We start from the raw sequence: 12,668 nt of genomic DNA on the forward strand, positions 1-12,668 counted from the left end.
AGACCTAACCACCGACCCCACATCACGCTTCAGGAAGCTCTTCGCCTCCCAACTGGAAGGGAAATAACCTCGCAACATACCCGCACAACGTAGAGTTAAAACATGGAACGTATCGAATCTCCCGTCTACCGCAGGCTCGGCAACTCCGGTCTCGTCGTACCCAGCGTCGGCATCGGCTGCAACAACCTCGGCCGCCCCGGCACCCCCACCCGCACCCAAGAAGGCACCAACGAAGTCATCGCCGCCGCAGTCGACGCCGGCATCAGCTTCTTCGACATCGCCGACCTCTACGGCGCCGAACCCGGCCTCTCCGAAACCATGTTCGGCACCGCCCTCACCCAGCTCGGCCTCGACCGCGACGAACTGACCATCGTCACCAAATTCGGTCTGCCCGTCGGCGACCTCAACGGCAACGACCGCAACGCCCGCGGATCCCGCCGCTACATCATGCGCGCCGTCGAAGGGTCCCTCCGCCGCCTCGGCACCGACTACATCGACCTGTACTTCTACCACAGCCCCGACCCCAACACCCCCATCGAAGAAACCCTCAGCGCCCTCGACCAGCTCGTACGCGACGGTAAGGTCCGCTACCTGGGCCACTCCAACTTCTCCGGCTGGCAGCTCGCCCACGCCGAACACTGCGCCCACGAACTCGGCACTGAACGGTTCATTGCCGCAGAAAACCACTACAACCTGCTCGACCGCCGTGCAGAACTCGAAATCCTGCCCGCCGCACGGCACTTCGGCATGGGTGTGCTGCCGTACTTCCCGCTCGCTAACGGCCTGCTGACCGGCAAGTACCGCCGCGACACCATTCCCGCCGGCTCGCGCCTGTCCCACTCCAAGAAGAACGTGCTCGACGCCGCCAACTGGGACCAGCTCGAAGCCTTCCACACCTTCTGCACCGAACGCGGCATCACCGAGGTGCAGGCGGCGTTCTCCTGGCTCGCACAGCAGTCGCCGGTCACCTCCGTCATCGCCGGTGCAACCAGCGCCGAGCAGGTGCACGCCAACGCACAGGCAGCCTGCCTGCGCTTCGACGCCGAGGACCTCGCCGCCCTGGACGCCATCTTCCCGGCACCCGAGAAGATCGCGCTGTTCTAAACTCCGGCTCCCTCTCAAAGGGGCACTCAGGCGGTCGCATATGTTGGCCGTAATATACGCTGAAAAATAGGCGCGGGGAGAAATAAATATCACCCGCCGAACGTTTTCGCTAGGATTAGGTGAGGTGCGTCTAACCTGACGCACCTCACCTAGCCCACTGACAGTGCTGAAGAACCACCAATGTCGGTGTACTCTCCCCTAACCCCTCGGCATCAAAGGACACCATGAGCGCACAGAGCACCGCCTCCACCCTGCCCCCACTGGGCACCGGGACGCACAGCCGATACCTCGGCATCATTGCACTCATCGCCACCTTCGGCGGTCTGCTCTTCGGCTACGACACCGGAGTAATCAACGGCGCGCTCGAACCCATGAGCCGCGAACTCGGCATGGACTCCACCGCCCAAGGGTGGGTCACCGGGTCGCTCGCCTTCGCCGCCGCTATCGGCGCGCTCGGATGCGGCCGCATCTCTGACCGGTTCGGCCGCCGAACCACCATCATTGGGCTCTCCACCATCTTCTTCATTGGTGCCCTGACCTGCGTGTTTGCGCCCAACGTCGCCGTACTCATCACCGGGCGCACCCTGCTCGGCCTGGCGGTCGGCGGCGCCTCCGCCGTGGTGCCCGTATTCCTCGCAGAGCTCGCACCCTACGAAATTCGCGGCTCCCTCTCGGGTCGCAACGAACTCATGGTCGTGGGCGGTCAGCTTGCCGCGTTCATCGTGAACGCCCTTATCGGCAACCTGTGGGGTGAGCACGACGGCGTGTGGCGGTGGATGTTCGCCATCTGCACCCTGCCCGCCATCGGTCTGTTCGTCGGCATGCTGCGAGTGCCCGAGTCGCCGCGCTGGCTGCTGCGCGTCGGCAAGCGTGCGCAGGCGCTTGAGGTGATGAAGCGCATCCGCTCCGCCGAGCGTGCCGAGGCTGAGATTGCCGACATTGAACGCACCCTGCAGGCGGAGGCGACCACCCAGAACAATGCGGCGGGTAAGGAAAGCGTGGGCGTGCGCGGCTGGTTCGTGCGCATCCTGCTCGTCGGTATTCTGGTCGGTGCGGGCCAGCAGCTGACCGGCATCAACTCGATCATGTACTACGGCATTAAGGTGCTCAAGGAAGCTGGTTTCAGCGAATCCGCGGCGCTCATTGCGAACATTGCGCCGGGTACGATTGCGGTGCTCGGCTCCATCCTGTCGCTGCGTCTGATGGAGCGTGTGCCGCGCCGAGTCATGGTTATTACCGGCTATAGTTCGACCGCGTTTTTCCACGTGCTGATTGCGGGCGCATCCATGCTGCTACCCGCCGATAATGCGGCGCGTCCCTGGATTCTGCTGGTGCTCATCGTCTGCTTTGTGGGCGCGATGCAGACCTGCCTGAACGTGTCGACCTGGGTGATTATGAGTGAGCTGTTCCCGCTGCGTGTGCGTGCGGCGGGCATGGGAATCTCGGCGTTTAGCGGCTGGATGATGAACGGTGCGCTGTCGCTGGCGTTCCCCATGATCCTGGGTGCGGTCGGTCTGACTGGCTCCTTCATCGGCTTTGCCGTGGTGAACGTGATTATTGCGCTGCTGATGTTCCGCAACCTGCCGGAGACTCGCGGTGTGAGCCTGGAGCAGGTGGAGCGCGGCGTGATGGACGGCAGCGCCTACCCCTTCGCGCGCAAGCACTAGACCCAGCGGGATTTTAGACAAGAATGAGGCGGGCGGCCCCTCCCCGGTGGAGGTGCCGCCCGCCTTGCAATATGCGTTGAGAGATTAGTCTGCAGGGTTCTCTGCGAGGAACTCGTCAAGGCCGATGCGGTAGCCGTCATCTTCGGCGCGTGCCTTGCGCAGAGCCTCAATGTCGAGGAGCTCTTCGTACTCTTCAAGTAGCTTCAAATCTTCGTAGGAGATGAGCGCGGCAACAGTCTTTCCGTTGCGGCTGATGAGCGGACGTTCGCCGGAGAACACGGCTTCGTTGACTTTGGTTCCGAGGTTGTCGCGGAGTTCTTTAAGAGTCGTGACATTGGAACGAGTCCGGTGAGTGGTGACAGTCATGACTGGTTCCTTTCTGGGATTTATGCGTTAGCTCCGAGGATAGTTCCTGTGTAGGTTCCAGCCAGGGGGCTACTTTATATAGTTTATATAGTACTACAATGTAAAGTATGTAAAAAGTGTACACTTTTTCTGCTAAGGTTGAGGTTAAGATTTAAAGCTCTGCCTGAAGGATGCAGATGACTGCAAACCATCTCTCAAACCCCGCGTACCGGGTCGAATTGACGCGCAAAGCAGCGAAAGAACTGAAGAAAATCCAACGAGAAGACCGGGCAGTCTTCGAGAAAATTATCGCCTGCCTCCGGTCCCTTGGCGATGACCCCTATATGGCGGGAGTCAAGAAGCTACAGGGCGAAGAAGGGTACAGGGCGCGAGTAGGAAATTACCGCATCCTGTACACCATTGATAACGGTGCGGTCGTTGTTGAGATCTTCCGGGTCGGTCATCGGCGAGAAGTCTACCGCGGCCTATAGAGTGAGTCAGCGTGATGGGTTGTAGTGCTGCCCCGACCGTGCTGTTCGTTGAATGAGAAGCAAGGAACCCCTACCCTGCGCCACCAACCCATAAGTGATACGGTCAAAGAACAAGTAATGGACTCACGTGCTGAAATGCACGCCCGGCCCTGCCCTATACGGTACTCTACGCATCGCCCGGACGCCCGCATCCAGCACGCCACAACTCTATAACGAACACGGGTGAACAATGACTGAGAACGTACACAACGACTGGGACCTCCGAAGCGAAGAGGTCCAGAAGGACCAGGTAGCTGCCTACGACGCAATGCGCCGCCGTTGCCCCGTCGCCCACGACGAATTCATGGGCTACTCCGTCTTCAAAAACGCCGACGTACAGCACGTACTCGACCACCCCGAAATCTACTCCAACGTCGTCTCCACCCGCCACATCGCCGTCCCCAACGGCATGGACGCCCCCGAACACACCACCTTCCGTGCCGTTAACGACAAGTACTTCACCCCCGAACGCCTCGAAAAGTTCGCACCCGTCATCCGTGACGCCGTGAAAACCCTCATCGCAGAACTGCCCCGCGGCGAAGAAGTAGACGTCATGCAGGGCTTCGGCCAGGCATACGCAATGCGCGTACAGAACGCCTTCATGGGCTGGCCCGCATGCCTCGAACAGCCCCTCACCGAGTGGATCGAGAAGAACCGCGTCGCCACCCTGCGCCGCGACCGCGAAGAAATCGCGAAGGTTGCCCTCGAATTCGACGGCTACATCCGCCAGCTGCTCGACGAACGTCGCGAGGACGCCGCAGCCGGCAACCCCAAGGACGTCACCGCCGAACTGCTCACCGACACCGTGCAGCTGCCCGGCGAAGAGCCCCGCACCATGACCGACGAAGAGATCGTCAGCCTCATCCGCAACTGGACCGTGGGCGAGCTGTCCACCGTCTCCGCAACCGTGGGCGTGTTCGTCAACTTCCTGGCACGCAACCGCGCCGAACAGGACCGCCTGCGCGCATCCCTCGCCGACGGCAACGCCCTCGACGACCGCAGCGAAATCGCCCTTGCCGTCGAAGAAATCATGCGACTCGAGGACACCCTCGTCACCAACCGCCGCATCACCACTCAGGACACCGAACTCGGCGGCCGCACCCTGCCCGCCGGCTCCCGCGTGACCATCAACTGGGCAAGCGCAAACCGCGACGAGGACGCCTTCGAAGACGCCCTCACCTACAACCCGCACCGCGACCAGTCCCGCAACCTCGTGTACGGCGACGGCATCCACGTCTGCCCCGGTGCGCCTCTGGCACGTCTGGAGCTGCGCATCCTGCTCGAGGAGCTGCTGCGCGGCACCGAGTCCATCGAGATTGCGGACGAGAGCGAGAAGCCCGCAACCGTGAACGCCGTGTACCCGGTCTCCGGCTACTCGGTCGTGCGCGCCATCTTCAACTAGGCACGCTCTAGCCGTAAAAGCGCGAGGCGCCGAACCCCAAGAATGGGGGTCGGCGCCTCGCGCTGTTAAGAGTAAATATAAGAGTGAATAGTAGGGGAGTGGTGGCTCGTATTAGCCGCGCACTTATCGGTAAAACGGAATATTCCCAGACGGCTATATAGCCTAGTGGAATAGCCAAAAAAGCTGAACCTAGCGGCCCGAGCTCGTCGCCGAAGGCTTCGTCGAAGATTCCGCAGAACCGCTCGCAGACGGACGAGCCGAAGCGCTCGCAGAAGCTGAAGCAGATGCCTCTGCCGCAGCCGATGCCGACTCTTCCGGAGACAACGGCGTACCATCCGCATGAACACCAGCCATCGCCGGAGTCACACCATTTACGAAGCTCAACTTCGCCTGCTTGAACTGGTACTCGGGGGAACAAGTCAGCTTGTACTTCGAATTCGCCAGCTCGCGAATCGACTTCACATAATTCTGAGTCTCCTCATACGGGGGAACACCGCCGTACTTCTCCACAGAACCCGGACCCGCGTTATAACCGGCGAGAACCACATCCTGCAGCTCATCCTCATTGGAGGCGTACTTTGCCAAACGAGTACGCAACTCAGCCAGGTAGCGTGCCTGCGCCGCAATCGCATCGTGCGGGTTCAGAACATTACCGCCATTACCGAAGCTATAGTGGCCGCCGCTCCACGCATCATCAGTGAACTGCGCAATACCCTTAGCGCCCTGGTGGGACACAACACCCACACGCCAGTGGCTCTCAGTCTCAATCTGCGCCGCCAGCACGCCGGGACGGAAACCAGAGACCTTAGAGCCCTGCTCAAAATCGGATCGGAGAGCCGCCGGAGCATACGAAAGCTCCGTCATACCGCAATAGTCGTCATAGGTGGCTGCCAGACCGGCAACACCGCCACCCAAAAGAACCGCAGAGGCAAGAATCTGCCAATGCGCGAGTGCCCCGGCGAGAAAGCGAAGCGGGAAAGCTTTACGCTGCCGAGGAGAAGTCTGTTCATCCGCAGAAGCGGAAGTGTGGTTGGAGGCGCTCGTAGCGTTACGCTCGGAAGGGGCGCCCGAAGTGCTATCTGCCATTCCTATAGACTAGCGCACCACCCCCTCTCCTGGCTAAGAAAAGTTCGCCCATGAGGCTAAAAGCATAGTTTGCCGCAACCTCCGCGAGGTTCTGTGCGGGCGTAGAAAGACGGTACAGAAAGACCCCGCCCGGTGCATCCATTCACAGGATGCACCGGGCGGGGTCAATCTCTCACCAGTCTCTCACGGGGCGTTAGAAGCGCCCTGTACGAGCTATTAGCTACAGGCTATTAGCGGTCAGTGACCACGATCTTGCCGGCGGCACCGCGCTCCATCTCCGAGAAGGAGTGATTCACGAACACGTAGGTGCCGGACTCCAAGAACTGCATCTCCACGAAGCCGCCCTGGGCGGGCGCCAAATCGAGTGCCTGACTGTGGCCGTCACGGCTACCGAACGCATCCGCGCCGCGGCGCATCAGGTAGCCGCCCTCCTTGTAGACCGTGTCGAACTGCGAACCGACCACGTGGAAGCTCGTGCCATGGTTCGGGCCAGCAGCCATCACCCAAACACGGATACGCTCGCCCTTCTTCACCTGCAGCGGCTTAGCCTTGTACTGGGTTGCGTGGCCGTTGAACATGGTCAGCGTGGGGGTGCCCGCCGCGATCAGCTCCGGCGAGTTCTCCGCCAGCTTGTTGCCGTCGGAGGCGGTCTTGCCGGTGTCGTGCAGGTACGCCTCGCCCTGAACCATCACGTACTCGTGATCGACCGGGTCAAGGTCGGCAGGGTCGATAATGACCGCGCCGTACATACCCTGAGTCATGTGCAGGCTCAACGGGGCGGTACCGCAGTGGTACAGCCAGATACCGGCGGCCTTCGCCTCAAAACGGTAGACGAGACGCTCACCGGGGGCGATGGTCTTCATCGTGTTATCGGGGGACACCATGCCCGCGTGGAAGTCGAGCGAGTGGCCCATCGTGCCGTTGTTGACGAGTGTAATTTCAAAAATATCGCCGACCTTGCCGTGCAGAATCGGTGCCATGTTCTGCCCGTTGAACGTCCACATGTGGACGGTCACGCCGGGCGCTACTTCGCGGTCGACTTCCTGCACGTCCAGGGTGACCTTGCGGACGGTCTTGCCGTTCACCTGCTCGGCGGTGTTCGGTGCCGGGATGTTCGGGTCGCGGTACTTGTAGCCGCTGCCGGGTGCTGCGGACATGTCGATCTTGCTGTTTGCCACGGTCATGAGGGTCGGGGTGTTACCCGACGCAGCATGGTTGTGGGTGCCCGTAGAACCGTGGTTGTGGCCGCCCTGCGCCACCTGATTTGCGGAGGCGCCGGTCGCCTTCACCTTGAACACCATGCCCAGGGAGCGGTGACCCGCCACGGAGCAGTAGCCTTCCTGATCGGCGGTAATGACGCCGGCATCAACGGTCTTCGTTTCGCCGGGGTTGATGGTGCCGGTGGTCACGCCGTTGTCGAAGGTCAGGTCGTGGGTCATGCCCTGATCGTCGTTGGTGACCTCGACGACCAGGCGGTTACCGGCGGGCACCTCCACCTCGGCGGGGGTGAAGCGGTAGTTGCTGGTCGCCTTCACCTGCACGGTGGTGGTCTGGCCGGTCGCAGCCACGGAACCCGACGAAGAAACCGACGGCAGGTTCAGCGCGGACGGGTTCACCGCAAAGCCCAGCAGGAACGCCATAGCCACCGCGAGTGCCGCCTGGAAGCTCTGCTTGGCGTGCGGGACGGGTTCGGGGGTGAGCGCCTCCGGGGTGAAGACGGGCTTCTCTCCGCGGGCTCGTGCCGCCATCATTTCCTTGCGGGTGTTCACGGACGCCTTCACGCCGCGCACCATCAGCGGAATGAACGCGATGAGCGCCAGCGCACCCACGATAGCGACGGCAATCTTAATGGACTGACCGACCACGGAGCCGGGCATCATGAAGATAACGAGCGCCAGGTTCACGGCGGTCACGCGTGCCGCCGCGAAACGGCTGAACTCCTTATTGGAGGCACGCACCACCGCCGGGCCGCCGCCCATACGCTGAGGTAGCAGGTAGCTCATTGCGCCGAGCAGCAGCTGTAGCAGGAAGCCGACCACGAAGATGGGGGTGACGGCGCGCATGTCCAGCTGCGCGAAGGGGGTGGTTGCCACCATGTACGCGGTCGCCGCTACACCAACAATCAGCCAGAGGAAGCCCATACCGACGCTCATCGGCGGGTACTCGTTCGGGCGCTTGGTTTGCAGGGTACGCACCATCACCCAGGCGACAATGAGCAGGCCAACCAGGTAGACGACCAGACCCGCGGCAGCGAGCGGACGCATTCCAAAAATCGCGCCGACAAGGGTTAATACCAGGCCGCCGCACATCAGGTACAGGGCACGCAGGCTGTGGGTGAGCGCCTTATCGACCATCTTCGTGCGCAACATGGTCGGCCAGAACGTCACCAGTGTGCCCACCGCGGTAATGCCGACGAAGCCGAGCACGTTCACCGCCTCGTGCGCGAGCAGGAACTGCGAATGCAGGGTGCCGGACAGGTCCGGGTAGGCAATCATGCCGCCAAATGCCGCACCGAGGGGCAACATGAGTGCCGCAACAATGTAGAAGCGAATGGTCACACCGAATCGCGACGGCAGAGCCTGACGCACCTGCTTCAGCAGGTAGATGCCGTGCCAAGCGACCATCGAACCGACAATGAGCGCACCTACCACCGTGGCAGCGTAGAGTCCGGGCACGCTCAGCTGACCGACCATGCCGATCATGAGCACGAGAATACCGGCGTTCAGAATGAAGATGCGGCGCACCTGGGTGCCGCGGTGCTCGTCCGGGATTTTGATCTTCATGAGTGCTTCGGTGAAGTGCTGCGACCAAATCAGAATCGAGTTCGTAATCAGGCCGAGGGTGACAATGTGCACCATCAGCCAGCCGCTATTCGGGATGAACTTATGCAGCAGAAGCACGGCGATAAGGGTAAACATCCAGTGCGAGACCGGCTTGGAGGCGCGGCGGTGCCACGTACCGCGACCGGATGCGCGGCGTGCAATCTCTTCGGGGGTGAGGTTCGCGCCGGGCGCCTCAGCGGGACGCATGCCGATGCTCAGGCCGGAGGAGCCGCCTCCGGAGACGTTCGCGCCTGCGGGCTTGCCGCTCGTGTTCTCGCCTTCGGGTGGGGTGCCGAGATGTTCACTCACGTGATCACTGCTTTCACTGCTGGTTGTTCGTGGACGTCGGTGTGCGGGGCACCGTCAGCCCCTGCGTTGGGGCGGGTGCCAATAAGCCCATTATATTGCCCGGTTAGTACCAATTTTGAAGACATTACGTGCATATGAAGGCGGCTTGTAGCGTGATAGTTCTGCTTGCGCACCCGATTACGTACCCGAGCGAATCTGCTTCTGGGATTCTTCTCCCCGATGCATCCTTCACAGGTGCGCGCGATAAACTATTAGGATTCCAAAATCAGATGCCCGCCCATCCTGCGCGCGCATCCGCCGGCACCAAGGTAAGGACAAGCACCTCGTGACAAGGACTGATTCCACTACCCCCGTGTGGGGAAAAATCGCCATTGCGGCACTCATCCTCATCATTGGCGGTGGATACGTCGTCAAAATGCTCACCAACCCCTTCAGCGGTATGGATTTCTCCATCTACCGCCTGGGCGCGATGACCATTTTCGATAACGAGGGCTTCACCCAGGACCTGTACTCCCCGACCCTGAACGATCACGGCGTCATCAAGCCGCCGTTCACGTACCCGCCGTTTGCGGCGATGCTGTTCTTGCCGTTCGCGTTCCTGCCCCTGGAGGTCGGCAAGGTCATTATGGTGGTCGGTTCGGCTGTGGTGGCGTGGTGGATTTCCACGATCATTTACAACTACGTGAATGCGCGCGGCCGTGAACTGCCCCTGCAGCAGTATTTCGGTCGTGCCGGCACGATTGCGGTGCTGACTATTCTGGTGGTTTCGGCGGGCCCGTGGCAGCGTACCCTGGATTTGATTCAGATTAACCCGTTCATTACGGCGCTGATTCTTGCCGATTTTGTGCGCCCGGCGACCCGCGTGCCGCGCGGCGTGCTGATTGGTATTGCGGGCGGCGTGAAGCTGACCCCGCTCGTGTTCGGTCTGATTCTGCTGGTCCGCCGCGACTGGAAGGGCATCGCGACCCTGGGGGCGACCTTCTTCGGCACCATTGCGCTGGGCTTCATTCTGATGCCTAAGGACGCACCGGAATTCTGGTTCTCCGCGCTGACGAACCCCTCGCGCGTGGGCGGCCTGAACTTTGTGGATAACGTCTCGATTCAGGGCTGGCTACTGCACTTCGGCGTCTCTGAGGGCGCCGTGAAGCCCATCTACTACGCCCTGGCGCTGGTCACGATTGTGCTGACCGCAGCGCTGCTGTACCAGCTGGAACGCCGCGGTGCCGCGCTGGCGCAGGTGGCGGTGACCGCCTCCCTGATGGTGGCGCTGTCGCCGATTAGCTGGTCGCACCACAACGTGCTGCTGCCCCTGCTGGCGTTCGTGTTCATTATGGATGCGTTCCCGACCTATTTTGCGGTTCAGCCTGCGTGGCTGCGCGTGACGGCGACCGTGTTCGCGGTGGTTGCGGTGCTGGGTCTGTACATTTCGCCGATTAAGATTGCGTCCTGGTTCCACGGTAGCGTTGATGGTTTGGAGCACCTGGCTCCTGGCGCGTTGGCGGTGTCGGCTATCCCGGCGTTCTGCCTGTGGGTGACGATGACGCTCTGGTCTATTGCCGCGCTGACCGCGCCGGTGCGTGGCGCGAAGGTTGAGCCCGTGCAGTACGGCTCCGTGCGTAGCGACGCACCGCTGGGCTGGTGGGGCGCTCGCGCCCTGGTCGCCGAGAGCGCCGAGTCTGTGCGTGCCGCCGCTTCCCGTGAGGCAACCGCGTGAGCCGCGAAAAGGAACTAGAAAAGACCCCTGTGAATACTGATAAGAACACCGCGAAGACTGCAGAGAAGACCGAGGCGGTAGCCCCTACGATTCCGTGGGCTTCGGCTCCTGTTGCTGAATCCGCGCCGTCTGTTGAGAACGCTGTAGAGCCTGCCGCAGAGGTAGCCGAGACTCCAGCAACCACCGCGGAAAAAGCGGCAAAGGAAGCCGCCGCCGAAGAAACCGCTATAGAGCCCGCAAAGCCTGCGCGTCCCGGCTTCTTTGACCGCATCCCCGGCATGCGTAGCGGCGCTCTCTGGGCGCACCTGCTGTTCATCCTGGTTGCCCTCTACGCCTTCGACTACGTGACGCACGCGGCGGCTGACGATATTTACGTGTACCGCCTGGGCGCTGTCTCCCTGGCGGACGGCCCGGACGGCTACCAGCTCTACACCTTCCGCACGCGCGGCCTGCCGTTTACGTACCCGCCCTTTGCGGCGTTGCTCTTCTATCCGCTCGCGTTCCTCACCGAGCCGCAGAGCATGCTGCTGATTACCTCCATCATTTGCGCACTCAGCTACTGGTGCGCGTACCTGCTGTACTCTTACGCGCGTAGCCGCTCGTGGCGTCTGCCGCTGCAGAAGTACGTGGGTCATTGGGGTATGGTGTCGCTGATTGCGGCACTGATTTGGATGTGCGGCCCGTGGCGTTTGACCACGCATTTTGGGCAGATTAACGCCATCATTCTGATGCTGATTCTTGCCGATTTTATGCGCCCGGCAACCCGCGTGCCGCGCGGCGTGCTGCTCGGTATTGCGGCGGGTATTAAGCTGACCCCGCTCGCGTTCGGTCTGCTGCTGCTCATGCGTAAGGACTGGAAGGGCATTGCGACCCTGGGCGCGAGCTTCGCCGCGACCGTGGGTATCGGCTTCCTGGTGATTCGTGAGGAGTCGCTGACGTTCTGGTTCCACGCGGTGCATGATACTTCGCGTGTGGGCTGGTTCAGCTACTTCGATAACGTGTCGATTATGGGCACGCTGACCCACGCCGGCCTGCAGCATCACCTGACGGCGACCGCGCTGTCCGTGGTACAGGTGGCGCTGACCCTGCTGATTGTGCTCGTCACGGCGGTTCTGCTGGTTCCGCTGATTCGTGCCCGCGCGCTCATGGCGCAGCTGGCGCTGACCGCGTTCATGATGCTACAGATTTCGCCGATTAGCTGGTCGCACCACAACACCTGGTACCCGCTGATGCTCGCCGCCATGGTCATGGAAATCTTCCCGCTCATGTACCAGCGGGTCAGCTCCTTCGTCTTAACGCTGGCTGTTATTTTGGCGACCGCGGCGCTGGTGGGCATGTACATTTCGCCGTTCTGGATTGTGCTGGCGTTCTCCCCGCACTTCACCTCGGATCAGATTCTGATGGTGCCGGAAGGCTCCCTGGGCCTGATGGCGGGCACCATGCCGTACCAGTTCATGTACCTGTTCATCCTGGTGACGTTCTTCGTGTACCTGGCGAATCGTCAGCTGGTGGAACGTGCGGCACGCGCCGCAGGTGCCGAACTGGCGGAGGCGAAGTACTCCCGCTAAGGCGGTGGGCGCCTCTAACAGGGCGTAAAACCCACTCGGCAATAACTACCGGCATAAAGTTATCCCCCGCACCCATCACGGATGCGGGGGATACTTCTATACCCAGCCTGCTGACCTAGTC

Annotated in this window: 9 protein-coding genes; 6 read left to right on the forward strand and 3 right to left on the reverse strand. The window is 61.6% G+C overall.

Annotation, left to right across the window (positions count from 1 at the left end; genetic code table 11):
• Positions 1 to 102: 102 nt before the first annotated feature.
• Together AB8E48_RS07330 and AB8E48_RS07335 are read left to right on the forward strand one after the other, a co-directional pair.
• Positions 103 to 1,104 (forward strand): aldo/keto reductase, encoded by a 1,002-nt coding sequence (locus AB8E48_RS07330; protein WP_368886265.1) that lies wholly within the window; start codon positions 103 to 105, stop codon positions 1,102 to 1,104.
• Positions 1,105 to 1,328: 224 nt separating this feature from the next.
• The gene (locus AB8E48_RS07335; protein ID WP_368886266.1) at positions 1,329 to 2,771 is read left to right on the forward strand and encodes a sugar porter family MFS transporter; all 1,443 of its coding nucleotides are present in this window, start codon (positions 1,329 to 1,331) and stop codon (positions 2,769 to 2,771) included.
• Between the two features lie 84 nt (positions 2,772 to 2,855).
• Here the strand turns inward: AB8E48_RS07335 and AB8E48_RS07340 are convergent, their stop codons facing one another.
• Positions 2,856 to 3,137, reverse strand: a complete 282-nt coding sequence (locus tag AB8E48_RS07340; RefSeq protein WP_005509047.1) for a type II toxin-antitoxin system prevent-host-death family antitoxin — start codon at positions 3,135 to 3,137, stop codon at positions 2,856 to 2,858.
• Positions 3,138 to 3,313: 176 nt separating this feature from the next.
• Between AB8E48_RS07340 and AB8E48_RS07345 the strand changes: the two genes are divergently transcribed.
• Together AB8E48_RS07345 and AB8E48_RS07350 are read left to right on the forward strand one after the other, a co-directional pair.
• Entirely contained in the window at positions 3,314 to 3,607 is a 294-nt protein-coding gene (locus AB8E48_RS07345) for a type II toxin-antitoxin system RelE/ParE family toxin (protein ID WP_368886267.1), read from the forward strand.
• Positions 3,608 to 3,836: 229 nt separating this feature from the next.
• Positions 3,837 to 5,048 carry a cytochrome P450 gene (locus AB8E48_RS07350; RefSeq protein ID WP_005509049.1) on the forward strand — a complete coding sequence of 404 codons (1,212 nt, stop codon included), beginning with the start codon at positions 3,837 to 3,839 and terminating at the stop codon, positions 5,046 to 5,048.
• 189 nt (positions 5,049 to 5,237) lie between these two features.
• Here the strand turns inward: AB8E48_RS07350 and AB8E48_RS07355 are convergent, their stop codons facing one another.
• Positions 5,238 to 6,134 carry a lytic transglycosylase domain-containing protein gene (locus tag AB8E48_RS07355; RefSeq protein WP_368886268.1) on the reverse strand — a complete coding sequence of 299 codons (897 nt, stop codon included), beginning with the start codon at positions 6,132 to 6,134 and terminating at the stop codon, positions 5,238 to 5,240.
• Between the two features lie 230 nt (positions 6,135 to 6,364).
• Complete coding sequence (locus AB8E48_RS07360) at positions 6,365 to 9,265, reverse strand: multicopper oxidase domain-containing protein (protein ID WP_368886269.1); 2,901 nt, start codon at positions 9,263 to 9,265, stop codon at positions 6,365 to 6,367.
• A gap of 325 nt (positions 9,266 to 9,590) precedes the next feature.
• Between AB8E48_RS07360 and AB8E48_RS07365 the strand changes: the two genes are divergently transcribed.
• Positions 9,591 to 10,979: a glycosyltransferase family 87 protein gene (locus AB8E48_RS07365; protein WP_368886270.1), complete on the forward strand. Its 1,389-nt coding sequence runs from the start codon at positions 9,591 to 9,593 to the stop codon at positions 10,977 to 10,979.
• A gap of 29 nt (positions 10,980 to 11,008) precedes the next feature.
• Positions 11,009 to 12,547, forward strand: a complete 1,539-nt coding sequence (locus AB8E48_RS07370; RefSeq protein WP_368886271.1) for a glycosyltransferase 87 family protein — start codon at positions 11,009 to 11,011, stop codon at positions 12,545 to 12,547.
• Positions 12,548 to 12,668: the final 121 nt, after the last annotated feature.

This window comes from Rothia mucilaginosa (assembly GCF_964211445.1).
Classification (GTDB): Bacteria; Actinomycetota; Actinomycetes; order Actinomycetales; family Micrococcaceae; genus Rothia; species Rothia mucilaginosa_E.

Excerpts from the sequence above, each read along its gene's own strand:
- AB8E48_RS07330 (WP_368886265.1), top strand. The coding sequence starts at position 103 with ATGGAACGTATCGAATCTCCCGTCTACCGCAGGCTCGGCAACTCCGGT.
- AB8E48_RS07335 (WP_368886266.1), top strand. The coding sequence starts at position 1,329 with ATGAGCGCACAGAGCACCGCCTCCACCCTGCCCCCACTGGGCACCGGG.
- AB8E48_RS07345 (WP_368886267.1), top strand. The coding sequence starts at position 3,314 with ATGACTGCAAACCATCTCTCAAACCCCGCGTACCGGGTCGAATTGACG.
- AB8E48_RS07340 (WP_005509047.1), bottom strand. The coding sequence starts at position 3,137 with ATGACTGTCACCACTCACCGGACTCGTTCCAATGTCACGACTCTTAAA.
- AB8E48_RS07355 (WP_368886268.1), bottom strand. The coding sequence starts at position 6,134 with ATGGCAGATAGCACTTCGGGCGCCCCTTCCGAGCGTAACGCTACGAGC.
- AB8E48_RS07350 (WP_005509049.1), top strand. The coding sequence starts at position 3,837 with ATGACTGAGAACGTACACAACGACTGGGACCTCCGAAGCGAAGAGGTC.